Source organism: Rhizobium sp. NZLR10 (assembly GCF_019685125.1).
In the GTDB taxonomy this organism is placed as follows: domain Bacteria; phylum Pseudomonadota; class Alphaproteobacteria; order Rhizobiales; family Rhizobiaceae; genus Rhizobium.
In genome coordinates this window covers 72,970-97,804 of the sequence record NZ_JABDWE010000003.1, presented here as the reverse complement: position 1 = coordinate 97,804, position 24,835 = coordinate 72,970, and the positions used below count along the sequence as shown (strand labels likewise).

The following is a 24,835-nucleotide window of genomic DNA, read 5'->3' as shown; positions in this document are numbered from 1 at the left end:
CGTCCTCGTATGATCAAAAATTTCGTCGAGGGCCATAGCCCCTCATCCGCCTGCCGGCACCGTCTCTCCGCTCGCTTGGCGAAGGGGGCATGCCGATGCCTCTCCGTCCCCAGCCCACCCCTCGCATGGTACGTCCCCTCTCCCCGTCAGAACGGGAAGAGGGTTGGGGTGCAGGACAAGCAATCCGTAAATGCCTATTAGGCTCTTTCGAAACCGCGCGCCACTTCCCAGTCGGTGATGCGGCGGTCATATTCTTCCTGCTCCCATTCGGCGGCACGGGTATAATGGTCGATCACGTCGTCGCCGAAGGCTTTGCGCAGCATTGCCGATTCCGTCATTTCGATCGTAGCGGCACGCAGCGTGCGCGGGATTTCGCGAACGCCCTTGCCGCCATAGGCGTCGCCGACAAAGGGGGCTTCGAGTTCGAGCTTGTTCTCGATCCCGTCGATGCCGGCGGCAAGCAGTGCGGCGAAGGCGAGATAGGGATTGAGATCTGAGCCGCCGACGCGGCACTCGATACGGATTCCCTTGGTCTCCTCGCCGCAGAGCCGGTAGCCGGCGGTGCGATTGTCCTTGCTCCAGATCGCCTTGGTCGGCGCAAAGGTGCCGGCCATGAAGCGCTTGTAGGAGTTGATGTAGGGCGCCAGGAAATAGGTGATCTCGCTTGCATGGGCGAGAAGCCCGGCCACGTAGTTGTGCATCAGCGGCGACATGCCGTATTTGCCGGTATGGTCGAAGAATAGCGGCTTCTCCTCCAGGCTCCAGAGCGACTGATGGATATGCGAGGAACTCCCGGCGGCGTTGTAATTCCACTTGGCCAGGAAGGTGATTGCCTTGCCTTTTGACCAGGCGATCTCCTTGCAGCCGTTCTTGATGATCGCGTGCCGGTCGGCCATCGCCAGCGCATCGGCGTAACGCACGTTGATTTCCTCCTGGCCGGCGGAAGCCTCGCCCTTGGAATTCTCGACCGGAATGCCGGCGCCTTGCAGCCCGGTGCGGATCGCCCGCATCACCTCTTCCTCCTTGGTGGTCTGGAAGATGTGGTAATCCTCGTTATAGGCGCTGGCGAGCTTGAGGTTGCGGTAGCCGGACGCCTGCGCCGTCTCGTAGCTCTGGTCGAACAGGAAGAATTCGAGCTCGGAGGCCATGTAGGCCTTCATGCCCATATCCTCAAGGCGCTTCACCTGCTTCTTCAGGATCGCGCGCGGCGAATGGGCGACCTCTTCATGGGTATGATGGTCGAGCATGTCGCAGAGCACCAGCGCCGTGCCGTCGAGCCAGGGGATACGGCGCAGCGTCGCCAAATCCGGCTTCATCGTATAGTCGCCGTAGCCCTTTTCCCAGCTTGTCGCCTTGTAGCCGGAGACGGTCTCCATCTCCATGTCGGTGGCGATCAGGTAGTTGCAGCTATGCGTCTCCTTCCAGGCGCTCTCGAGGAAAAATTCCGCCTGGAAGCGCTTGCCCATCAGCCGGCCCTGCATATCCACCTGGCAAGCCAGAACCGTATCGATGCGCCCTTCGGCAACATCCTTCCTGAGATCGTCGATTGTGTAGCTGCTGCTCATGATTGATCCGCCTGACATTGGAATTGAGAAGATCGGGGCAACGAAATCGCATGCGCACGGCCGGATGTGGACCTGATGCCTTTTCGTTGAACCGGTGATGGGGCCGCAGGATGCGGCCCCGCCATTTGAGAGGGAAGCCTCGATGCCTAAAGCATGTCGCGTAAAAGTGTGCCGCGGTTTTGCGCTAACGACATGCGGAAAAACAAAGACCTAGAGTGCGAGGAGCGATCTGAAAGATCGCCCCGCGCTTTAGTGTTCGCCGCTTTCGCCAACGGCTGCTTCGGCCGCCGCGATCTCGGCCTGGCGCTTTGCCACTTCGGCGCCGATCGGCGGCCCCTTGAAGCGCCGGCTTTCGAAGCCGAACCAGACGATCGCAGTAACGAGGAGGAAGCCAACAGTGATGTAAAGCGCCCATTCGTTCGGCGGCTGGATGCCGAGAACGAAGATCAGGATCATCGCGATGACAGTCAGTACGGCAAAGAGCTTGAAGACGCCCTCACCGAGGTTCCACGGGCCCATCTTGTCCCACTTCGACGTGCCCCAAGCGAACAGGCCGAGGGTGATCGGGATCGCGAAGGAGAAGAACAGGAAGATGACCGTGCACGCGACGACGATTGTATAGACCGGCGTGTCGCCGATCGAAACGAGCGAAGAACCCCAGACGAAGAGAACAGACAGGATCGAGCCGGTCCAGATCGCAGCCACCGGCGTGCGGTACTGCGGGCTGACCTTCGACAGCGCCTTCGATGCCGGCAGACCGCCGTCACGCGAGAAGGCGAAGATCATGCGCGAGACCGAGGTGACCGTCGCAAGACCGCACAGCCACTGGCTCACCAGGATGGCGAAATAGAGAATATCCTTGACGATGGGATTCACTTGGCTGTCCATCGCCCAGAAGAACACATTCCAGCCCTGTTTTGCCGCATCGTCCATGTTCGGCAGCATCAGGACGAAGGCACACAGCATGATGTAGCCAAAAAGCGCCGACCAAAGCACCGAGGCGACCATGCCGCGCGGAACCGATTCGGCAGCCTTGACCGTCTCTTCCGAAGTGTGAGCCGAAGCGTCATAACCGGTGATGGTGTAGATCGGCAGCAGCAGGCCGAGAAGGAAGACCCATGTTCCTGACGTGGCCGGCCAAACGTTGCCGCCGGCTTCACCGGAATAGTTGGCGAAGGTGAAGAGGCGTCCGACCTCATAGGAGGGGGCGGCGGCGAGGCAGACAACCGCGAGCGCGATCGAGCTCGCGAAGATCAGATAACCGGAAAAGTCGGTCAGCTTCGCAGTCAATCCGATGCCCATGTGGTTCACGAGCGCCTGCGCGCCGGTGATGATCACGAGGAAGATGATGCGCACCGTCGTCGTGTCCGTCAGCCCGAGATAGGTGGTGCCGAACGAACCCATGAAGAAATAGTAGGTGCCGACATTGATAGCGCCGAGCACGGTGACGAGACCGAGCAGGTTGAACCAGGCAGTCAGCCAGCCGGTGAAACGATTGCCGAGGATCGAGCCCCAGTGATAGAGCCCGCCGGCTGTCGGATAGGCCGAGCTGATTTGCGCCATGGCGATGGCGAAGACGAGCGAGACGAAGCAGCCGAGCGGCCAGCCGATGCCGATCGCCGCTCCGCCGGCACCGGAGGTCGCCTGCGCCAGCGAATTGATGCCGCCGGAGAGGATGCAGATAATGGAGAATGAGACTGCAAAATTCGAGAATGAACTCATTCGCCGTTCGAGTTCCTGGGCATAACCCATGGAATGCAGGATGTGCACATCCTGTTTCTTGTCCAGTTCGGAATAATCCGACATGACTTCCCCCTGTTCACGATCGGCCGCGGGATTGCGGGCCGGTTCAGTGCCAAATTGTCCGCGGCCTTCTCGCCGTACGGACGTCCGCAGTTAGACTGCTCCCTCGGGTCTTCTTTTTATGTCAGGCGTCCAGGCTTTGCTGGAGCAGCCCTGTTAGATAGTCGGCCATGACCCCTTGGCCGACATCGTCTGCGATGAGGTCGTTGCGGACCTCGATCATCACATTGCGCAAGCCGTTCGAAAGCCCGTGCAGGATCAGCGTGTGGGTCACGCCGTCCTCGGGCCCGTAAGGCTGGTTGCGTTCTGTCCTGTAAAGCGGCGCCTCGGCCGCTGCCTTCAGCATAAGGTCGGCGAACCGGCTGTCCTCATCGTGCAATATGCCGAGTTCCACCGGTCGCTCGCGGCCGTGATAGACCGGCGTGAAACTGTGGATCGTCACGATGATGCTGTCTTGTCCCCTCGCCCGGCGATCGCGGATCAGCCCACGAATCGCGTCGTGGAAAGGCACGTAGAGCGCGTCGGTGCGCGCAAGGCGTTCTTCGGCGGTCAATTCCTTGTTGCCGGGAATGGCGTAAATCTCGCTCGTCTCCGGCATGGCGCCAGGTGAACTGGGCGGCCGGTTGCAGTCGTAGATAAGCCTGGAGAACCGCTGGTGAACGAGCGTCGCGTCGAGCCCTTCCGATATGCCGCGGGCAACCGCAAGGGCGCCCGGGTCCCAGGCAATATGGCTCGCGAGTGCTTCGCTGGGCAGGCCAAGATCGCCAAAATGCGCCGGAAGCGCATTCGAGGCATGCTCGCAGATTAGCAGCACCGGGCTCTGGCCACGGACGCGCTCGATCCCGACACAGTCGCCATCCGCTTCGCTGAGGATTTTCGGCCCGGCCAGCACCAAAGGCGCCACTCCTTATCCCTTAACAAATTCCTTATGAAGAAAAGAATTCTTCAGGTTTCGATCACTGTCAAGCGTCGACTGAAAATTTCTTTTCACGACAGTGGTTGACATGGATTATGACAGCGTTCTTAATTTGAGTGGGAAAGTGGCGCCAGACCATCCCGGGGAGCATAGTCACGTGACAGTTGCGTCGAAGACGGTTTCGGACGTCATACACTCGCATTTCGGGGTGTTGACGCGTGCCGAAAAGCAACTGGCCGAAAGCCTTCTCGACAATTATCCGGTGTCCGGTCTCGGCAGCATCACCACGATCGCCGAGAATGCCGGCGTTTCGACGCCGACCGTCGTGCGCATGGTTCAAAAGCTCGGCTTCAAAGGCTATCCGGACTTTCAGGCGCATCTGCATCTGGAGCTCGAGGCGACGATCTCCAACCCGATCACCAAGCATGATCGCTGGGCTCAAAATGCGCCGGGCACTCATATCCTCAATCGTTTCGCCGATGCCATCATGGGCAATCTGCGCCAAACGCTGAGTGATCTCGATACCGCGACCTTCGACAGTGTCGCTTCGCTACTCTCCGACCGCAAGCGCGGCCTTTATTTCGTCGGCGGCCGCATCACCGGCGCGCTTGCCGAGTATTTCTTCACCCACATGCAGGTGATCCGTCCTGCAACGACGCTGCTGTCGTCGAATTCCAGCAGCTGGCCGCAATATGTCCTCAACATGAACGCCGGCGACATCCTGATCATCTTCGACATCCGCCGCTATGAGCAGGAGATGGTGAGCCTCGCCACCGCCGCCCGCAAACGCGGCGCCGAAATCGTTGTCTTCACCGACCAGTGGGGCTCGCCGGCCGCCAAGCTGGCCCGGCATGCCTTCCGCGTCCGGATCGAGGCGCCGTCGGCCTGGGATTCCTCCGTCGTCACCCTGTTCATCGTCGAAGCATTGATCGAGGCCGTTCAGAATTCGACCTGGGACGAGACGAAGGAGCGCATGAAGACGCTTGAGGGCTTGTTCGAGCAAACCAAGCTTTTCCGCAAACCGGGTTAGGAGGACAAGACTAAAACAGAGAAAAAACAAGGACGGATTTTCGCGGAAACAAAGCAGTGCCGTCGCAAATAAAACACGTGTCGCAAACGCCTGCTATCCATAGAAAATTAACGTCATCCAGCCGTCACACAAGCTTCATGTAAGCTCATTAACAGCATCGCCAGACACTGAAAACCCGAAGGAGAACAACAGTGATCTCTAACATTTCTCGACTTCTGTCGCTCTCTACTGCGATGATCGTGGCTTCTACCGCGATTGCCGCCGCCGAGCCGAGCGCTGAATTGATCGCCGCCGCCAAGAAGGAAGGCACTCTGACGACGATTGCTCTTCCGCACGACTGGTGCGGCTACGGCGACGTCATTGCCGGCTTCAAGGCCAAGTATGGCCTCGAGGTCAACGAACTGAACCCGGACGCAGGGTCGGGCGACGAAGTCGAAGCCATCAAGGCGAACAAGGGCAACACCGGCCCGCAGGCTCCTGACGTCATCGACGTCGGTCTCTCCTTCGGTCCGTCTGCCAAGAAAGACGGCCTGATTCAGCCTTATAAGGTTTCCACCTGGGATTCGATCCCGGACTCGGCCAAGGATGCCGAAGGCTACTGGTACGGCGACTATTATGGCGTTCTCTCGTTCCTCGTGAACAAGGATCTCGTCAAGGAATCGCCGGCCGACTGGACCGACTTGAAAAAGAGCGATTACGCAAACAGCGTCGCGCTGGCCGGCGATCCGCGCAGCGCCAACCAGGCTGTCCAGGGCGTCTATGCCTCTGGTCTTTCCGCATCCGGCGGTGACGCGGCCAAGGCGGGCGAAGAAGGCCTGAAATTCTTCGCCGAACTGAACAAGAACGGCAATTTCGTGCCTGTTGTCGGCAAGGCGGCTCCGTTCGCACAGGGCTCAACGCCGATCATCGTCGCTTGGGACTACAACGCGCTCTCCTGGGGCCAGAGCCTCAAGGGCAACCCTCCGTTCGAGGTTGTCGTTCCGAAAACGGGCGTCGTTGCCGGTGTCTACGTCCAGGCGATTTCTGCCTTCGCTCCGCATCCGAACGCTGCCAAGCTCTGGATGGAATACCTTTATTCCGACGAGGGTCAGCTCGGCTGGCTGAAGGGCTATTGCCACCCGATCCGCTTCAACGATCTTGCCAAGAACAACAAGATCCCGAAGGACCTGCTCGACAAGCTGCCGCCGGCAGCAGCCTACGAAAAGGCCGTCTTCCCGACGCTCGAAGAGCAGGCCGCCGGCAAGGAAACCATCACCAAGAACTGGGATTCCGTGGTCGGCGCCAGCGTCAAGTAACCTCTGATCCTGCCTCCCCGCCGCATAGGCGGGGAGGTTTTCTCACTCCGACGCCCCAGGATGAGCTTTTTCCATGAGCACGGTTTCAACGCCTATGGTGAGCAGTGCCCCCTTGATCAACAGAGATCGCGTGATCGACTGGCTGGGCATTGCACCCTTCATTATCTTCTCCCTGCTGTTCCTGATCATCCCCACGCTTTATCTTGTGGCGGGCGCGTTCCTGACCCCTGAGGGCAACCTCACGCTGAAGAATATCGGCGATCTCTTTACCCCCTCGATCATGAGCGCTTACTGGATCAGTATCCGTGTCTCGGTGGCGTCGGCTCTCGGCGGTGCGTTGATCGGCTTTTTCCTCGCCTGGGCCGTCGTGCTTGGTGGCCTGCCCGCCTCCGTCCGCTCGACCCTTTTGACCTTCTCCGGCGTCGCCTCGAATTTCGCCGGCGTGCCGCTTGCCTTCGCCTTTCTGGCAACGCTCGGCCGCACCGGCCTTGTAACGATCTTCCTGCGGGAATGGTTTGGCTTCAATCTGTACGGCACCGGCTTCAACCTGCTGTCCTTCGTCGGCCTCACTATCACCTATATGTATTTCCAGATCCCGCTGATGGTGCTGATCCTGACGCCTGCCCTCGACGGTATGAAGAAGGAATGGCGCGAAGCCTCGCAAATCCTCGGCGCCACCAACCGCCAGTACTGGACGATGGTGGCGCTCCCGATCCTCTGGCCAAGCCTGCTTGGCACGACGCTGCTGCTCTTCGCCAACGCCTTCGGCGCCATTGCCACCGCTTTCGCGCTGACCGGCAGCTCGCTGAACATCGTACCGATCCTTCTTTATGCACAGATCCGCGGCGACGTTCTGCACAATGCCAACCTCGGCTACGCCATCGCCCTCGGAATGATCGTCATCACCGGCGTCTCCAACGTCCTGTACCTCATGCTGCGCATGCGCGCCGAACGGTGGCAGAAATGAAAGCGCAACGTCTCGGAGCCTGGATCGCCATTATTTTGGGCGCGTCCTATTTCATCATTCCGTTGATCGGCACCATTGAGTTTTCGCTGCGCATGCGCCGCGGCGAATACAGCCTCGACGCCTATCAGTCGGTCTTCTCGGACGCCCAGTTCCGCGAGACCTTCGGCTATTCCATGATGATGGCACTTTTGACCATCGTCTTCGGCATGCTGCTCGTCGTTCCAACGGCCTATTGGGTGCGGCTGCGCCTGCCGCAGATGCGCCCGGTCGTCGAATTCATCACGCTGCTGCCGCTGGTCATTCCGGCGATCGTCATCGTCTTCGGTTACCTCAGGATGTACAACTCATCGTCCTACCTACCGCTGACGGGTTCGACGACCGGCACCAACATCCTGCTGGTCTTCTCCTACATCACACTGTCGCTGCCCTACATGTACCGCGCCGTCGATACCGCCATGCGCGCCATCGACGTCCGCACCCTCACGGAAGCCGCTGAGAGCCTCGGCGCCCGCTGGACGACCATCATGTTCAAGTGCATTTTCCCGAACGTCATGAGCGGCGTGCTGTCTGGCGCCTTCATCACGCTTGCGATCGTCATGGGCGAGTTCACATTCGCTGCCTTGCTCAACCGTCCGGCCTTCGGCCCCTACCTGCAGCTCGTCGGCGCCAACAAGGCCTATGAGCCTTCGGCGCTCGCCGTCATCGCCTTCTCGATCACCTGGCTCAGCATGGGCCTGCTCAACCTCGTTTCCCGCTTCGGCAAAGCCCGCCCGGCAAAGGCTTAAGGTAATTGGCTCATGTCTTTTCTCACGCTGACCAACATTCAAAAATCCTTCGGCCCGGTTCAGGTCGTCAAAAACTTCAACATGAACATCGAGAAAGGTGAATTCGTCTCCTTCCTCGGACCGTCCGGCTGTGGCAAGACGACCGTCCTGCGCATGATCGCCGGCTTCGAAACGCCGACCGGCGGTACGCTGACCATCAACGGCAAGGATCAGAGCGCGCTGAAGCCGAACCAGCGTAATATCGGCATGGTGTTCCAGGCCTACGCGCTTTTTCCCAACATGACGGTGCACGACAATGTCGCCTTCGGCCTCAAGGTCGCCGGCGCCCCGAAGCCTGAGATCGATGCCCGCGTCAAGGAAATGCTCGGCCTGATTAAGCTCGATCACCTGGCCGACCGCTTTCCCTATCAGCTGTCGGGCGGCCAGCAGCAGCGTGTCGCCCTTGCCCGCGCGCTTGCCGTCAAGCCACAGGTACTGTTGCTCGACGAGCCGCTCTCCGCACTCGACGCCAAGATCCGCGTGTCGCTGCGCGAGGAAATCCGCCAGATCCAGCAGCAGCTCGGCATCACCACTGTTTTCGTTACCCATGACCAGGAAGAGGCCCTGTCGATCTCCGACCGCATCGTCGTCATGAATGCCGGCAAAGCCGACCAGATCGGTTCGCCGTTCGAGATCTACAATGCGCCGGCAACGCGCTTCGTCGCCTCTTTCGTCGGCACGCTGAACCTCATCGAGGCCAAGGTCGTCGACCCCGATGCCAACCGCATCCAGATCGGTGATCAGAACATCACGCTGAAACAGTCGGTCGCAGCCCACAAGGCCGGCGAAACCATCTCGCTGGCGCTGCGCCCGGAGGCCGGCTCGCTCTCCGACAGCGTCAGAAGCGATACTGCGCTGACCGGTCACGTCGTCTCGGCCCACTTCCTGGGGTCGGTCATCCGCACCCGCATGAATGTCGGCGGCAACGTCATCTCCTTCGACATGTTCAACAGCCCGGGCACCACCCCGCCGCAGGCCGGCGAAACCGTGACACTGCGCTTCATGGCAGCCGACCTGCTGATCATCCGCGACTGAGTTCGCCAAACAGCTCAAGCAAAAGGCGCCGCGAAACGGCGCCTTTTTCATTTCAGTCCTGCCGAATTGTCAACAAACGTGATGCAGCCATCACCACAAAGCACTTGAACTCTTTAAGCTCGCTGCCAGAAGTTGAGCAAATCAAATGAACCGCGCGGCACTCCGCACTGCATTTTACGCGATGGGATATGTCAATGATTACCTGCCACCTGCGTTATGTGATCGATCCGTACAAGCTTGCCGAATTCGAGGAATATGCCCGGCTCTGGATTCCGATCGTCAACAGGATAGGCGGCACCCATCACGGTTATTTCCTGCCATCCGAAGGCGCCAACAACATTGCCGTTGCATTGTTTTCCTTCCCGAGCCTGGCCGCCTACGAGGACTACCGTACGCGCATGGCAAGCGATCCAGAATGTCAGGCCGCTTTCGAGCTCGACAAACGCAACCGCAGTATCGTCAGCTATGAACGTAGCTTCATGCGGCCCCTGCTCGGCTGACCGAACCGGCACACGGCCACTGGAAATGAAAAGCCCGCACGCTGGCAGGGCTTTCATTCTGTCATGCGCTCAGCGGATCGCCTGGTCGTCCACATCGAAGCGGTGCACATGCGCCTGGTCCGGCGTCGCATAGACGATCTCGTCCGGCTCGTACTGGTGCTCGCCGAAGAGACGGGCCGTCAGCAGGCCGCACTGGTCGGATTCCAGATAGATGATCGTGTCGGCGCCGAGATGCTCGACATGCACGACCTTCGCAGCCCAAGTCCCCTGCTCGCGCGACAGCGTCATGTGTTCGGGACGCACGCCGATCGTCTTGGCGCTGTGATCGCCAACCTTCTCCGCCGCAATAAAATTCATCTGCGGCGAGCCGATGAAGCCGGCGACGAAAACATTGGCCGGTCGTTTGTAGAGTTCCATCGGCGAACCGATCTGCTCGATCGCGCCCGCGTTCAAGACGACGATCTTGTCGGCAAGCGTCATCGCCTCGACCTGATCGTGGGTGACGTAGATCATCGTCGCCTTCAGGCTGCGGTGCAGCCGGGCGATTTCGAGCCGGGTCTGGACGCGTAGCGCCGCATCGAGGTTCGATAGCGGCTCGTCGAACAGGAAAAGTTCCGGTTCGCGCACGATGGCGCGGCCGATCGCGACGCGCTGGCGCTGGCCGCCGGAAAGCTCCGCCGGCCGGCGCGCCAGATAGGGCTCCAGCGACAACATGCCCGACGCCTTGCCGACGCGCCTTTCGATCTCGTCCTTGGCGGTGCCGGCCTGTTTGAGGCCGAGCCCCATATTGTCCTTGACCGTCAGATGTGGATAGAGCGCATAGGATTGGAATACCATGGCGATGCCGCGCTTGGCCGGCGGCGTCAGCGTCTCATCTCGGCCGTTGATGACGACAGCGCCCGAGGTGACGTCTTCGAGGCCAGCGATGCTACGCAACAGCGTCGATTTCCCGCAGCCCGACGGCCCGACGAAGATGACGAATTCGCCGTCCTTGACCTCGAGGTCGATGCCTTTCAGCACCTCATGCGTGCCATAGGTCTTGCGGATGGATTTGAGTTGAAGCGATCCCACTGATTTTCCCTTACAATCTGACCGGCTGGCCGGTACGCACGCTCTCGTCGGCGGCAAGGCAGATGCGCAGCGACGCCACCGCATCCGCCATATGGCGATCGAGGTTCAGATCCTCACGGATCGCCCTCAGCACGAAGGCCTGTTCCAGGTCGCAGAGCGCCTGATGACCGGGCTCGCCCGTCATCCTCATGTCCTGGTCGGGCCGGATGAATTTGCCGTCCGGGCCGGTTTCGGCGGTATGCAGACGGATCACCGAGGTCTTAGTATGGGTGTCGATATCGTCGGACTTGGCGTTCGGATCCATGACGATCGACACTGCGCCCTTCGGCGACATCACATCCTTCACGAAGAAGGCGGTCTCCGAGATCATCGGGCCCCAGCCTGCCTCGTACCAGCCGACCGAACCGTCCTCGAACAGCACCTGCAGCTGACCGTAATTATACATATCGGCGGCGATTTCCTCGGATAGCCGCAGCCCCATACCGCGCACTTCGACGGCCATGGCATCAGTGATCTGGCACATCACGTCGACATAATGCACGCCGCAATCAACGATCGGCGAGGTCGTGCGCATCAGCGACTTGTGGGTCGCCCAGGTCGGGCCGCTGGACTGCTGGTTGAGGTTCATGCGGAAGACATAAGGCGGGCCGAGCTTGCGCGCTTCTTCGATCAGCCTCGTCCAGGAAGGGTGATGGCGAAGGATATAACCGATCACCAGCTTACGGCCTGCCTTCCTGGCGGCCGCCACGACGCGCTCGGCATCGGTGACGGTGGTCGCCAGCGGCTTCTCGACGAAGACGTCGCAGCCAGCCTCGAAGGCGGCGACGGCATAATCGGCATGGCTGTCGGAATAGGTGTTGATCGAGCAGAGGTCCGGCTTCAGCTCGGCGAGCGCCGTCGTAAAATCGGGATGGATCGTATAGGCCTGCAGCTCGGGTTCCAACTTCGGCGTCGAGCGGTTGACCATACCGACGATCTCAAAGCCTGGATTGTTGTGATAGGCGAGCGCATGACTGCGGCCCATATTGCCGAGGCCGGCAACGAGGACCCGGATCGGTTTATCGGATTGGCTCACTTGACGGCTCCTGAAGTGATGCCGCGGATCAGCTGCCGCGAGAAGATGACGTAAAGGACGAGGATCGGCAGGATCGCCAGCGATAGTGCGGCCAGCACCGCATTCCAGTTGGTGACGAACTGGCCGATGAAGATCTGCGAGCCAAGCGTGACCGTTTTAGTGGCCTCGGAGGGCGCTAGAATCAGCGGGAACCAGAGATCATTCCAGATGGGGATCATCGTGAAGACCGCGACCGTCGCCATCGCAGGGCGAACCAGTGGCAGCACCAGCCGGAAGAAGATCGCATATTCGGAAAGCCCGTCGATGCGCCCGGCATTCTTCAGATCGTCCGAAACCGTGCGCATGAATTCCGACAGAATGAAGATCGCCAGCGGAATGCCCTGCGCGGTATAGACGAGGATCAGCGCCGTCAGCGTATTGACGAGACCCGCCGCCACCATGCCCTGCAGGATCGCCACCGTGCCGAGACGGATCGGGATCATGATGCCGATCGCCATGTAGAGACCGAGCAGCATATTGCCGCGGAAGCGATATTCCGAGAGCGCGAAAGCCGCCATCGCACCGAAGAGCAGCACCAGCAGGATCGAGACTATCGTCACGATGAAACTGTTCTGGAAATAATTGGCGAAATCGCCCTGGCCGAGCACCGTCTGATAGCCGACGAGGCTGAAGGTTGACGGCGTCGGCACCATCAGCGGCTCGCGGAAGATCGAGGCGCGATCCTTGAACGAGTTGACGATGGTCAGGAAAACAGGAAACAGCGCGACCAGCGTATAGGCGCCAAGCGCCAGATGCATGAGGCCGGTGCGAATGGGAGATGTGCGTGCCTTGGACATGCCCGCTCCTCAGAATTGGTAGCGACGCATGCGCCGCTGGATAACGAAAAGATAAAGCGAGACGCCGGCGAGGATGATGAGGAACATGACCGTGGCGATCGTCGCGCCCATCGAGCGGTCGCCGAGCTGAAGCTGGAAACCGAAGAAGGTGCGGTAAAGCAGCGTGCCGAGAATGTCGGTCGACATGTCAGGCCCGGCGAGAGCGCCCTGCACGGTGTAGATCAGGTCGAAAGCGTTGAAATTGCCGACGAAAGTCAGGATCGAGATGATGCCGATCGCCGGCAGGATGAGCGGCAGCTTGATCTTCCAGAATTGCGCCCAGCCGGTGATGCCGTCGCATTCGGCCGCCTCTATCACCTCTTCGGGGATGCTGAGCAAGGCCGCATAGATCAGCATCATTGGAATGCCGATATATTGCCAATTCGAGATAAGCGACACGGCAATCAGCGCCGAACCGGGCTTTCCGAGCCAGGGCGCGAACAGGAATTTCAGCCCGATAAGATCGAGCATCCAAGGCGCCACGCCCCAGATCGGCGAAAGGATCAGCTTCCAGATGAAGCCGACGATCACGAAGGAGAGCAGCGTCGGAAGGAATATCGCCGTGCGGTAAAAGGCGACGCCGCGTAGCTTCGGCACCGAAAGCAGGGCGGCAAGCGCCACGCCGATCGGGTTCTGCACACACATGTGGATGACGAAGAAGACAAGGTTGTTGACCAGCGCGTTCCAGAAATCATGCGCCCAGCGCGGATCGCCGAACAGAACCTCGAAATTCGCAAGGCCGACGAAGGCCGGCTGCCCGTCGATCGTATTGTAGAGTGAAAGCCGGAGCGTTTCGATGAGCGGCAGGACCATGATGGCGGAATAGACGATGATCGCCGGCAGCATAAAGACGAAAATATGCCAGCGCACCGGGCGCTTGATCGGAACGATATCGACCGCGTTGTGGTTTTCGCTCATGGCTTTTGCCTGTTCTTGTCGACTGGCTGCAAGGGCAGCACAGATGGAAAACGTTTCGCCTTCTCCACCCTCTCCGCCTATGGGCGAGAGGGAACGCGCCCCGCTTGGATGCCAAGTCGGGCTGGAAGGTCGCTTGCGAGTCTCCTTCTCCCCTGAACTGTGGAGAAAGGGGCCGGCAGGCCGGATGGGAGGGGCGGTAAACGCCGCCCCTCCGCACCATTCACTTGGCCGGCTTGTACCAGCTGTCGAGGCCCTTCTGGAGCTTCTCGGCAGCGACCTGCGGCGTATCAGTGCCGTTGATCACATTGGCCGATTCAACCCAGGTCTCGTTTTCGAGGTTCGGCTTGCCGCGCGACAGGATCTGGTAGGTCGAGCGCACGGTCGACTTGTACGGGCCGCGCCAGGAAACGAACTCCTGAGCAAGCGGATCGGACATCTTCACCGGGTTGGAGTTCAGGCTGAAGAAGCCCGGCAGCGAATTCGCATAGATATCGGCGAATTCAGGCGAAGCGACCCAGCTCAAGAACTTCTTGGCTTCCTCTGCATGGGTGCTCTTCGCGTTTAGCGCGACGCCGATATCGGGGTGGTCGGAGATGTAGCCCGTGTCGCCGGCCTTCGGAATCGGCGGCGGGAAGGCGCCCATCTTGAACTGGGCCTGGCTGTTGAACAACGAGATTTCCCACGAACCGGCCGGATAGATCGCCGCACGGCCGAGCGTGAAGAGGTTCTGGCTGTCGGAGTAGGTCTGCGCTTCGAAACCGTCGCCGAGATAAGGCTTCCACTTGGCAAGCTCTTCATAGGGCTTGACCCAGTCGGCGTCGGTCAACTTTTCCTTGCCGGAGATCAGGGCGGCGCGGCCGTCCTCGCCCTTCCAGTAGTTCGGGCCGATATTCTGGTAGCCCATGGTGGCGGCTTCCCAGAGGTCCTTCGTGCCCATGGCAAGCGGAATGTAGGTGCCATCGGCCTTGATCTTGTCGAGCGCCGCGTAGAACTCGTCCTGCGTCTTCGGCACGGAGATGCCGAGCTTGTCGAAGGCATCCTTGTTGTAGATGAAGCCGTGGATGACCGAAGCCATCGGCACGCAGAAGGTCGACTTGCCGTCGTCGGTGCTCCAGGCGGCCTTGGCGACCGGCGAGAAGTTTTCCATGCCCGGCAGGCTGGTGATGTCGGCGAGCTGCTTCTTGTTGAAGAGTTCAAGCGAGGCATCGAACGGGCGGCAGGTGATGATATCGCCTGCGGAGCCGGCATCGAGCTTGGCGTTCAGCGACGCATTGTATTCGGTCGGCGCGGTCGGCGAGAAGACGATCTTGATGCCCGGGTTCTTCGCTTCGAAGGCCGGGATGATCTTCTCCTGCCAGATCTGCAGGTCGTCGTTACGCCAGCTTTCGACCGTCAGCGTGACGTCGGCGGCATGGACGAGGCCCGCTGAACTCAGCAGGCTGGAGGCAAGCAGCAAGCTTTTCAGAGCAGTGTTTTTCATTTCCCTCTCCTGTGTTTTAAGCGCCGGAAGGCGCTGTTTTCGATCTGAAACAAGCAGTTGATGTGCCCGAGGAAACACCCAATGCCCCTTGGAGGACCGCCAGCGACTGCCGGCCCCGAAAGCTCGATGACCGCGAAGGCGATTGCCTACGGCCTGGCCGCCTCCCGGCGACTTGCATCGGGCGCGGCAAATTGATGGGAAAGCCGATGGATGTCTGAGTTTCGCCACCAGCCTGTCGGCCGACGGGTTGTTCTCTCGATCATCCTCGAAGCGGTTCCGGCTTGGTTTCGCTGCCGGTTTTCGTGGGCTTCGATGTGCTGTTCCCTTTTGACGAATTAAGGCCAAAAAAATACCAATTGTCCAGCCGAATTTAACTTTTCGGCTGGATTAAAATCATTAAAAAATTTTATTCAACAATATCAATAACATAAAAAGGCATATTTTTTCTACCATTCCCACTTGGTAAATGGTATTTTTTTGGTATTGTAGAAAAAACATAGGGAACGGCGTATTTCGGAGGCCCGATGACAGAGCTTGCAATCGGCATAGACGGCGGCGGAACAAGCTGCCGGGCGGCTGTCGCGGACAGAGATGGCAATATCATCGGCCGTGGCAAATCAGGCCCTGCCAACATCCTGTCCAATCTGGAAAACTCTCTTCTCAATATCGTCGAATCCGCCCGGCAGGCGCTGCGCGACGCGGGCCTGGCCGCTGAAACCATCTCCTCCGTTGCATCGGTCGTCGGCGTCGCCGGCGCCAATGTCGGCGATTACGGCAGGCGGATCGAAGAAGCCCTGCCCTTTGCCGAAGGCCTAGTTGTCACCGATGCGCTGATTGCCCTGCAGGGGGCACTCGGCGATGCCGACGGCATCGTCGGCGCCTTTGGCACAGGTACGGTCTATAATGCCCGCAGGAACGGCCGGCTGAACGGCATCGGCGGCTGGGGCTTTATTGTCGGCGACCAGGCAAGCGGCGCCCGTCTCGGCCGCGATCTCATGGAACGATCGCTACTTGCCCATGACAGCGTGCGCCCGGCGTCGCCGCTCACCGAAGCGGTCATGGCCGAATACGGCAACGATCCCGAACGCATCGTCGAATTCGCACATTCCGCAAGACCGACGGATTTTGCCCGTTACGCGCCCATCGTTTTCGACCATGCGGCCAAGGGCGATGCCGTCGCGATCGGCATCGTCACGGATGCGGCAACGGCAATCGGCGAAAGCCTGGACGCGTTGCTCTGGCCGGATTGCCCGTCGATCTGCCTGCTTGGCGGGCTTGCGGAAGCTTATGAACCGTGGCTTTCCGAACGCTATAGGTCACGGCTTGCCAGGCCGAAGGGCGATGCCCTGCAGGGTGCGGTGGAACTTGCGGTGAAGCTCCTCAACGACAGGCAGAGAGGTGCGGCATGACCGACGACCTCGCCACCCTCCTGTCCCTGGAGCGCCTGCAGGCAGCAGGCACGGGCCCGCTCTACGTCAAGCTGCGCCGCAGGCTCGAAGAAGCCGTGCGCACCGGAACGCTCGGTCACGGCGATGCGCTGCCGCCGGAACGCGATATCGCCGAATTCGCCGCCGTCAGCCGCGTTACCGTGCGCAAGGCGATCGACGAGCTCGTCGCTGACGGCCTGCTGGTGCGCCGCCACGGTTCGGGCACCTTCGTCGCCAAGCCGGTCTCCAGGGTCGAGCAGCGCCTGTCGCAGCTCACCTCCTTCACCGAGGACATGGCGAGGCGCGGCATGTCCTCCCGCTCCGAATGGCTGCACAAGGGCGTTCACACCCCCTCGCCGGACGAGATGATGATCCTTGGCCTCGGCACGGACGTGAAGGTTTCGCGCCTCTCTCGCCTGCGAATCGCCGACGAGCAGCCGCTGGCGATCGAAAATGCCAGCGTCTCTGGCGAATTCCTGCCCGATCCGTCCGCCGTCACCAATTCGCTCTACGCCGAGCTCGAACGCCTGCAGGTCCGGCCCGTGCGCGCCGTGCAGCGCATTTCGGCGACCAACATGAAGGAAGCCGACGCCCAGCTTCTCGGCGTCTCCGTCGGCGCCGCCGGCCTGTCGATCGAACGTATCTCCTATCTCGGCTCCGGCCGCGCCGTAGAATTCACCCGCTCGCTTTATCGCGGCGACGCCTATGATTTCGTCGCCGAGCTGACGATCGGGGTGACCTGACGGCTTGAACTTATCCAAATTATACGTATAGTTCGGAGATCAACGTTGGGAGACTTCTCATGGCACGGACCACGGCTCTGGAATTTCAGCGAAAATTCGGCGAGTTTCAGCATCAAGCGCAACGCGAACCCGTCGAGATCACGCGTCATGGCCGCCGTGAATTTGTGCTGATGTCAGCCGAGCAGTATGATTGGCTGAAGGCCGCTGCGCAACGGACTCATAGGACAGCCGATGCCTTGTCCGTTGTCATCGATGCCGTCGAAAGAGCGGAGATGGATGCTGCCCACACACCCCTCGATGAACTACTGAAATAACGCATCATGGGGTCAATTCCCGAACCGAAGCCCGGCCTCGTCGTGCGCTATGATTACCTGTGGTTGCGCGAAGCATCGGCGGGTCGCGATCAAGGCAAGGACAGGCCCGCCTGCCTCGTCGCGGCAAGCGATAGTCTAGCCAATCCCCGCTACGTCATTCTGCTGCCGATCACGCACACGCCGCCGTCCGGCGAAACGGTCGGAATAGAAATCCCGCCAAAGGTGAAGCACGCAATCGGTCTGGACGACGCTCCGAGTTGGGTCATCGTCTCCGAACATAACATCGACGAATGGCCGAATGGCGGGCTTTCGCCCGTGCCAGGCAGCGAGGGGATATTCGCCTACGGCTTCATCCCGCCCGGGCTTTTCGCAACGATCAAGGCGAAATTTCTTGATCTTGCCAAATCCAGGAGGAGCGATTCCGTCCACCGCTGATTACACGTTCATTTTAAAACGCATGAAGCCGGAAAGTGAATCACTGTCCGGCTTCATTGTTTCCCAAAGCAAAGTGTTACAACGCAGGCAGCTTCTCACGCCGCGTCTTCGATCTCTTCGCCCGTCTTGCGCGGCACGTAGTTGAGCACCGGTCCGAGCCAGCGCTCGATTTCGGAAACCGCCATACCCTTGCGCCCGGCATAGTCTTCCACCTGATCGCGCTCCACCTTGGCGACGCCGAAATAATAGGAGTCGGGGTGGCCGATATAGAGGCCGGAGACCGAGGAACCGGGCCACATCGCATAGCTCTCCGTCAACTTCACACCGGCCGCCGTCTCCGCATCGAGCAGCGTGAAGAGCGTTGCCTTTTCGGTGTGATCCGGCTGGGCGGGATAACCGGGCGCCGGGCGGATACCGGCATAGGCTTCGGTGATCAGATCCTCTTTGCTAAGCGTCTCGTCCTTCGCATAACCCCAGTATTCGCGCCGCACCTGCTCATGCATGCGCTCGGCAAACGCTTCGGCGAAGCGGTCGGCCAGCGCCTTGACGAGGATCGAGGAATAATCATCATTCGCCCGCGCGAAGCGTTCGGCGATGGCGATCTCCTCGATCCCGGCCGTCACCACGAAGCCGCCGACATAATCCTGCACGCCGCTCGAAACCGGCGCGACGAAATCGGAGAGCGCCACGTTCGGCCGCCCGTCCCGCTTCGAAAGCTGCTGGCGCAGCGTGTAGAAGGTGGCGAGCTCCTGGCTGCGGCTCTCGTCCGTGAACAGGCGGATGTCGTCGCCGACAGCACCGGCTGGCCAGAAACCGATGACGGCGCGCGGGCGGAACCACTTCTCGTCGATGATCTTCTTGAGCATCGCCTGCGCATCGGCCCAGAGCGCGCGGGCTGCCTCGCCCTGCTTCTCGTCCTCGAGAATGGCGGGGTAGCGGCCGCGCAGTTCCCAGGTCTGGAAGAACGGCGTCCAGTCGATATATCTGGCAAGCTCGCCCAGATCGTAATCCTCGAACACCTGCGTGCCGAAGAATTGCGGCTTCGTCGGCTGGTAGCCGGACCAATCGACCTTATGCGCATTCTCGCGGGCCCGCGGCAATGGCAGGCGCACCTTCTCGGCTTCGCTGCGCGCGTGGGCGGCCGCCACCTTGGCATATTCGGCTCTCATATCGTCGACATAGCCTTGGCGTGCCTCCGGCGACAGCAGCGCCGAGACGACGCCGACGGCGCGGCTCGCATCGGTGACGTAGACCGCCTGCCCCTTGTTGTAGCCCGGATGGATCTTCACGGCCGTATGTACGCGGCTGGTCGTCGCCCCGCCGATCAAAAGCGGGATCTCGAAACCCTGCCGCTCCATTTCGGCCGCGACGTGTACCATCTCGTCGAGCGACGGGGTGATCAGGCCTGAAAGTCCGATGATGTCGACCTTTTCGGCAATCGCCGTTTCGAGAATCTTCGTCGCCGGCACCATGACACCGAGGTCGACGATCTCGTAATTGTTGCAGGCAAGCACGACGCCGACGATGTTCTTGCCGATATCGTGCACGTCGCCCTTGACGGTCGCCATCAGGATCTTGCCGGCCGAGCGACGTTCCTCGCCGCCGTTGAGGCGCTTTTCCTCTTCCATGTAGGGCAGCAGCACGGCGACCGCCTGCTTCATGACGCGCGCCGACTTGACCACCTGCGGCAGGAACATCTTGCCCGAGCCGAACAGATCGCCGACGACGTTCATGCCGGCCATCAGCGGTCCCTCGATGACATGCAGCGGCCGGGCAGCCTGCAGGCGCGCCTCCTCGGTATCGGCTTCGATATATTCGGTGATGCCGTTGACCAGCGCATGTTCGAGGCGCTTTTCGACGCTCCATTCGCGCCAGGAGAGGTCCTGGACCCGGCCCTCCCTGGCGCCGGCGCCACGGAAGCGCTCGGCCACTTCGAGCAGTCGCTCGGTGCCATCGGGACGGCGGTTCAGCACCACGTCTTCGCAGGCCTCGCGCAGTTCCGGATCGATATTGTCGTAGACGGCAAGCTGGCCGGCATTGACGATGCCCATGTCCATACCCGCCTGGATGGCGTGGTAGAGGAACACGGCGTGCATCGCCTCGCGCACCGGCTCATTGCCACGGAACGAGAAGGACAGGTTGGAGACGCCGCCCGAGATATGCACCAGCGGCATGCGCTCGCGGATCGTCCGCGTCGCCTCGATGAAGTCGACGCCGTAATTATTGTGCTCTTCAATGCCGGTCGCGACCGCGAAAATGTTCGGGTCGAAGATGATGTCCTCGGGCGGGAAACCGATCTTTGCAGTCAAAAGCTTATAGGCGCGTGTGCATATCTCCACCTTGCGCTCGTAGCTGTCCGCCTGCCCCGTCTCGTCGAAGGCCATGACGACGACGGCCGCACCGTAATTGTGCAACAGCCGCGCCTGGGCGAGGAAATTCTCCTCGCCTTCCTTCAGCGAGATCGAATTGACGATCGGCTTGCCCTGAACGCGCTTCAAGCCGGATTCGATGATCGAGAACTTCGACGAGTCGATCATCACGGGCACGCGGGCGATATCGGGCTCGGCGGCGATCAGGTTGAGGAACTCGACCATCGCCTTCTCGGAATCGATCAGCCCCTCGTCCATGTTGATGTCGATCACCTGCGCGCCGTTCTCGACCTGGTCGCGCGCCACATCGAGCGCTGCGGTGTAATCGGCATTGGTGATCAGCTTGCGGAAGCGGGCCGAGCCGGTGACGTTGGTGCGCTCGCCGACATTGACGAAGGGAATGTCCTTGGTCAGCTCGAAAGGTTCGAGACCCGACAGCGACATGAAGGGGCGATGCTCGGGAATCGCACGTGGCTTGTACTTGGCGACGGTCTCGGCGATTGCCCTGATATGTTCAGGCGTCGAGCCGCAGCAGCCGCCGACGATATTGACCAGGCCTTCGCGGGCGAAGCTGTCGATCTGCGCCGCCATCAGCTCCGGCGTTTCGTCGTACTGGCCGAATTCGTTCGGCAGGCCGGCATTCGGATAGGCGCAGATGAAGGTGTCGGCGACGCCGGAAAGCTCCTGCAGATGCGGGCGCATCGCGTTGGCGCCGAGCGCGCAGTTGAGGCCGATCGTGAAGGGATTGGCGTGGCGCACCGAGTTCCAGAAGGCCGATGGCGTCTGGCCGGACAGGGTGCGGCCGGAAAGGTCGGTGATCGTGCCGGAGATCATCACCGGCAGGCGCACGCCCTTGACCTCGAAGCGCTCCTCGCAGGCAAAGATCGCCGCCTTGGCGTTCAGCGTGTCGAAGATCGTTTCGATCAGGATGATGTCGGCGCCGCCGTCGATCAGCCCGTCGATCTGCTCGCCATAGGCAATGCGCAGATCGTCGAAGCTCACGGCGCGAAAACCGGGATTGTTGACGTCGGGTGAGATCGAGGCGGTGCGGTTGGTCGGTCCGATGGCGCCGGCGACGAAACGGCGGCGGCCATCCTCGCGCTCGGCGCGCTGTGCTGCCCGGCGCACGATCTCGGCGCCTTCCTTGTTGAGGTCGTAGACCGCGCCTTCCATCGCGTAATCGGCCTGCGCGATGCGGGTCGAGGAGAAGGTGTTGGTCTCGAGAATATCGGCGCCGGCCTTGGCGTATCGGTAATGGATCTCTTCGATCGCATCTGGCTGGGTCAGGATCAGAAGGTCGTTATTGCCCTTCTGGTGGCAGGCGCAGCCGATGAAGCGCGTTCCGCGGAACTGGTCTTCGTCATAGCCGAGCCCCTGGATCTGAGTGCCCATGGCGCCGTCGAGAACAAGGATGCGCTCGCTCGCAGCCTGTCTCAAAGCTGCAAAAACTTCATTGCCGTCACGTTTGCCCGTTTCCGGACCAAAGAGGTTGTCAAACACGGGAGGGCTCCTTGACGTCGTAAGACCAGACAGTCCACATCACATAAAGATATCTTTATGTCAATATATGCCTATCAATTTCGTGCTTTGCAAGCCTGGCCCCATGACAGACTCGAATGGCCTCTATATAGGCATTTCAAAAGCATCGCGCACGAAATCGGAGGAAATGTCATGGCACCCGTGCTTGGAAACTGGACGAGCCGCGCCTATCATCGCGGCTGGCTGCTGAACCAGGCAAATGGCCTCTTCGATTTCTTCCAGCACAATTCGCGCAACCCCAAGGGCGGCTTCTACGATCTCGACGATACCGGCAGACCTCTCGACGCCGAAGGCCAGGTTCGCGGCGTCCATATCGCGGCGCGCGCCGTGCATTGTTTCTCGATCGGCACGCTGCTCGGCCGCCCGGGTGCCAGCGACCTCGTCGATCACGGCATGAACTATCTCTGGAACCAGCATCGCGACCGGAAGAATGGCGGCTATTTCTGGTCACTGAACAATGACGGTCCAGTCGACACCAACAAGCAGGGTTATGGCCACGCTTTCGTGCTGCTGGCCGCCTCCTCCGCCAAGACCATCGGCCATCCGCTTGCCGACGGCATGCTTGACGACATCACCGAGATCCTCAACACCAAGTTCTGGGAAGCAAAGCACGGCGCCATCGCCGAGGAATTCACCGCCGACTGGCAGCCGCTCGATGGCGGCACCTATCGCGGCCAGAACTCCAACATGCACCTGACCGAAGCGCTGATGGCCGCCTTCGAAGCCACCGGCGACAGAGAGTACCTGACCAAGGCCGAAAGCATCGCCGATCTGGTCATCCGCCGGCAGGCCGGTTCGGTCGACTGGCGCGTCGCCGAGCATTTCGACGCCGAATGGAACCTCAACAAGCAATACTATCATCCGAACGAAATGTTCCGCCCGGCCGGCACGACGCCCGGTCACTGGCTGGAATGGGCCCGCCTGATCCTGCAGCTCTGGACGCTCGGCGGCAAACGCATCGAATGGCTGCCGGATGCGGCCAAGGCGCTTTTCGCGCAATCCATGGCGCTCGGCTGGGACAATGACAAGGGCGGCTTTTTCTATACACTCGACTGGGACGACAAGCCCGCCAAGCGCAACAAGCTCTGGTGGCCGGCCTGCGAGGGTGCCGCCGCCGCCCACTTCCTCAACGAACACCTTCCGAGCGATTTCCACGAAGACAGCTACCGCAAGATCTGGAACGTCATCGAGCGCGCCTTCATCGACCACCACAACGGCGGCTGGCACGAGGAGCTGACGGAAGACCTCATTCCCTCGCACTCGCTCTTCCCCGGCAAGGGCGATATCTACCACGCCCTGCAGGCCTGCCTCATCCCACTTTTCCCGGCAACCGGCAGCCTGACGAAAGGCATCGCCGAGGCTGGCGGCAAGCTCTGAGCTTCAGTAACCCGGCGCCCTCAATTCGGCGTTTGGGTTGCGCTGGAACCATTCGACATCCTCGTTGACGCGGTCGAGTTCGTCCTGCACGTCGCGCTGGTCGCGGCGGATGTCGTGCATGTCGTCTTCCAGATCGTCGATCCGCCGGCGCAGCTCCGACCTGTCGCCGTCCTTCGCATCCTTAAGCTTGTCGGAGAGTTCGTCGATATTAGCCTCCTTGGAGCTGTAGTCGTTCTGCATCGCGTTGAAGCGCTCCTGCAGCCCGTGCTGCTTGCCGCCGAGGTTGAAGCCACGCAGGAAGCCCGACGCGGTTTCCGGCGGGCAGACATTGGCGTAGCCGCTGCCCGCCTGGCCGCGCGCCAGCCCGCTGAGCGGCGTGCAGTAGCGCACCAGGCCCGCCTGGTAGCCCTGGAACCAGATCGTCTGATCCGGCACGATCTTGACCCGCTCGCAGGATTTTGCATGCGCGGCGAAGCGCTGCTGCGGCTCGTAGCCCGCAGCACCGTCGCTGTCGCCGATCACCCGCCAGTCGGCGGCCAAACATTCCTCCTTGGAAAGCGTGTTGCAGGAGGCCAGGAGAAGGCCGAGACCGATGGCGGCGGCAAGCGCGAAGAACAAGCGGATCATGGCATCCCGGGAAGGTTAAGGAGGGCGATGCCGCACCTTAACCGCAGGACAAGGCAACGTCACCGCAGCGGCGACGAAATTTTGCAGTTTTCATGGCTTTTTTCTGTCGAAATTACGGCAGTCTACCCTTCAGAGCGGAGCGAGCCGCAGCGTATCCAGATCTTTCGCGAGCATCAGCGCCAGGGCCTCGACCGCGAGATTGTGGTCGTCGCGTTGCGGCAGGCCGGAGACGGTGACCGCGCCGATGCAGCCGGTGCCCTTGACGTTGATCGGGAAACTGCCGCCATGCGGCGCATAATCGGCGTCGGGAAGCCCGTTATCCTCAACCGTCTTGCCATCCTTCCTCAGCTTCAGGCCGGAGGCATAACTGCTGCGGAAATAGCGCAGCACCATGTTGCGCTTGCGCCGGACCCAGTTGACGTTATCGGGCGTCACACCCGGCAATGCCGCATAGAAGACCGGCATTGCGTGCAGGGTCACGTCGATCGCGATGCCGAGGCCGCGCTCGGTGGCGAGTTCCTGCAGGAGCTTGCCGAGCTGCCATGCCGTCGTCAGGTCGAAGGCGTCGAAGCTCAGAGCCTTCTCCTGCTCCGCAATCCGGCTGAGATCGTCCTCGATTGTCATGGGCAAGCGCTCCTCTGCCGCGATAA

Annotated in this window: 22 protein-coding genes; 11 read left to right on the top strand and 11 right to left on the bottom strand. The window is 60.8% G+C overall.

Annotated elements, in window-relative coordinates; all coding sequences use genetic code 11:
- Window positions 1-197: 197 nt before the first annotated feature.
- From HJB82_RS06135 to HJB82_RS06125, 3 genes are all read right to left on the bottom strand, one after another.
- The gene (locus tag HJB82_RS06135; RefSeq protein WP_207581164.1) at window positions 198-1,565 is read right to left on the bottom strand and encodes a glutamine synthetase family protein; all 1,368 of its coding nucleotides are present in this window, start codon (window positions 1,563-1,565) and stop codon (window positions 198-200) included.
- A gap of 249 nt (window positions 1,566-1,814) precedes the next feature.
- Complete coding sequence (locus HJB82_RS06130; protein WP_207581165.1) at window positions 1,815-3,371, bottom strand: amino acid permease; 1,557 nt, start codon at window positions 3,369-3,371, stop codon at window positions 1,815-1,817.
- A gap of 121 nt (window positions 3,372-3,492) precedes the next feature.
- Window positions 3,493-4,263, bottom strand: a complete 771-nt coding sequence (locus HJB82_RS06125) for an N-formylglutamate amidohydrolase (RefSeq protein ID WP_207584345.1) — start codon at window positions 4,261-4,263, stop codon at window positions 3,493-3,495.
- A gap of 178 nt (window positions 4,264-4,441) precedes the next feature.
- On the opposite strand from HJB82_RS06125, the gene HJB82_RS06120 reads away from it, so the two are divergent.
- The 6 genes from HJB82_RS06120 to HJB82_RS06095 all read left to right on the top strand — a co-directional run bounded on the left by HJB82_RS06120 (window position 4,442) and on the right by HJB82_RS06095 (window position 9,935).
- Entirely contained in the window at window positions 4,442-5,314 is an 873-nt protein-coding gene (locus HJB82_RS06120; protein WP_207581166.1) for a MurR/RpiR family transcriptional regulator, read from the top strand.
- A gap of 191 nt (window positions 5,315-5,505) precedes the next feature.
- Entirely contained in the window at window positions 5,506-6,609 is a 1,104-nt protein-coding gene (locus tag HJB82_RS06115) for an ABC transporter substrate-binding protein (protein WP_207581167.1), read from the top strand.
- 73 nt (window positions 6,610-6,682) lie between these two features.
- Window positions 6,683-7,576, top strand: a complete 894-nt coding sequence (locus tag HJB82_RS06110) for an ABC transporter permease subunit (RefSeq protein WP_207581168.1) — start codon at window positions 6,683-6,685, stop codon at window positions 7,574-7,576.
- A complete protein-coding gene (locus HJB82_RS06105; protein WP_207581169.1) occupies window positions 7,573-8,361 on the top strand; it encodes an ABC transporter permease in 789 nt (262 codons plus the stop codon). The genes HJB82_RS06110 and HJB82_RS06105 overlap by 4 nt, the downstream gene beginning before the upstream one ends.
- A gap of 12 nt (window positions 8,362-8,373) precedes the next feature.
- Entirely contained in the window at window positions 8,374-9,435 is a 1,062-nt protein-coding gene (locus HJB82_RS06100; protein ID WP_207581170.1) for an ABC transporter ATP-binding protein, read from the top strand.
- A gap of 194 nt (window positions 9,436-9,629) precedes the next feature.
- A complete protein-coding gene (locus HJB82_RS06095; protein WP_221139717.1) occupies window positions 9,630-9,935 on the top strand; it encodes an NIPSNAP family protein in 306 nt (101 codons plus the stop codon).
- A 69-nt stretch (window positions 9,936-10,004) separates the two neighbouring features.
- On the opposite strand, the gene HJB82_RS06090 is transcribed toward HJB82_RS06095, so the two are convergent.
- The 5 genes from HJB82_RS06090 to HJB82_RS06070 form a co-directional block, all read right to left on the bottom strand.
- Window positions 10,005-11,006 (bottom strand): ABC transporter ATP-binding protein, encoded by a 1,002-nt coding sequence (locus HJB82_RS06090; protein ID WP_221115817.1) that lies wholly within the window; start codon window positions 11,004-11,006, stop codon window positions 10,005-10,007.
- 10 nt (window positions 11,007-11,016) lie between these two features.
- Window positions 11,017-12,081 carry a Gfo/Idh/MocA family protein gene (locus HJB82_RS06085; RefSeq protein ID WP_221115818.1) on the bottom strand — a complete coding sequence of 355 codons (1,065 nt, stop codon included), beginning with the start codon at window positions 12,079-12,081 and terminating at the stop codon, window positions 11,017-11,019.
- Complete coding sequence (locus tag HJB82_RS06080) at window positions 12,078-12,917, bottom strand: carbohydrate ABC transporter permease (RefSeq protein ID WP_207581173.1); 840 nt, start codon at window positions 12,915-12,917, stop codon at window positions 12,078-12,080. The genes HJB82_RS06085 and HJB82_RS06080 overlap by 4 nt, the downstream gene beginning before the upstream one ends.
- 9 nt (window positions 12,918-12,926) lie before the next feature.
- On the bottom strand, window positions 12,927-13,874 hold the full coding sequence (locus tag HJB82_RS06075) for a carbohydrate ABC transporter permease (RefSeq protein ID WP_207581174.1): 948 nt from the start codon (window positions 13,872-13,874) through the stop codon (window positions 12,927-12,929).
- 220 nt (window positions 13,875-14,094) lie between these two features.
- Complete coding sequence (locus HJB82_RS06070) at window positions 14,095-15,354, bottom strand: ABC transporter substrate-binding protein (protein WP_221115819.1); 1,260 nt, start codon at window positions 15,352-15,354, stop codon at window positions 14,095-14,097.
- A 524-nt stretch (window positions 15,355-15,878) separates the two neighbouring features.
- Between HJB82_RS06070 and HJB82_RS06065 the strand changes: the two genes are divergently transcribed.
- Genes HJB82_RS06065 through HJB82_RS06050 form a run of 4 tightly spaced genes read left to right on the top strand, consistent with a single transcriptional unit; the run spans window position 15,879 to window position 18,273 of the window.
- A complete protein-coding gene (locus HJB82_RS06065) occupies window positions 15,879-16,763 on the top strand; it encodes an N-acetylglucosamine kinase (protein ID WP_221139716.1) in 885 nt (294 codons plus the stop codon).
- A complete protein-coding gene (locus HJB82_RS06060) occupies window positions 16,760-17,524 on the top strand; it encodes a GntR family transcriptional regulator (RefSeq protein ID WP_207581177.1) in 765 nt (254 codons plus the stop codon). Before HJB82_RS06065 ends, HJB82_RS06060 begins: the two co-directional genes overlap by 4 nt.
- A 59-nt stretch (window positions 17,525-17,583) precedes the next feature.
- Window positions 17,584-17,838 carry a type II toxin-antitoxin system prevent-host-death family antitoxin gene (locus HJB82_RS06055; RefSeq protein WP_207581178.1) on the top strand — a complete coding sequence of 85 codons (255 nt, stop codon included), beginning with the start codon at window positions 17,584-17,586 and terminating at the stop codon, window positions 17,836-17,838.
- 6 nt (window positions 17,839-17,844) lie between these two features.
- Window positions 17,845-18,273, top strand: a complete 429-nt coding sequence (locus HJB82_RS06050; protein ID WP_207581179.1) for a hypothetical protein — start codon at window positions 17,845-17,847, stop codon at window positions 18,271-18,273.
- 95 nt (window positions 18,274-18,368) lie between these two features.
- Here HJB82_RS06050 and metH read toward each other — a convergent pair whose 3' ends face one another.
- Entirely contained in the window at window positions 18,369-22,142 is a 3,774-nt protein-coding gene (gene metH, locus HJB82_RS06045) for a methionine synthase (RefSeq protein ID WP_221139715.1), read from the bottom strand.
- A 171-nt stretch (window positions 22,143-22,313) separates the two neighbouring features.
- Between metH and HJB82_RS06040 the strand changes: the two genes are divergently transcribed.
- Entirely contained in the window at window positions 22,314-23,558 is a 1,245-nt protein-coding gene (locus HJB82_RS06040) for an AGE family epimerase/isomerase (protein ID WP_221139714.1), read from the top strand.
- A gap of 3 nt (window positions 23,559-23,561) precedes the next feature.
- Here HJB82_RS06040 and HJB82_RS06035 read toward each other — a convergent pair whose 3' ends face one another.
- Together HJB82_RS06035 and HJB82_RS06030 are read right to left on the bottom strand one after the other, a co-directional pair.
- Entirely contained in the window at window positions 23,562-24,185 is a 624-nt protein-coding gene (locus HJB82_RS06035) for a DUF2799 domain-containing protein (RefSeq protein ID WP_221115824.1), read from the bottom strand.
- Between the two features lie 129 nt (window positions 24,186-24,314).
- Complete coding sequence (locus tag HJB82_RS06030; protein ID WP_164011818.1) at window positions 24,315-24,809, bottom strand: heme-degrading domain-containing protein; 495 nt, start codon at window positions 24,807-24,809, stop codon at window positions 24,315-24,317.
- Window positions 24,810-24,835 lie beyond the last annotated feature (26 nt).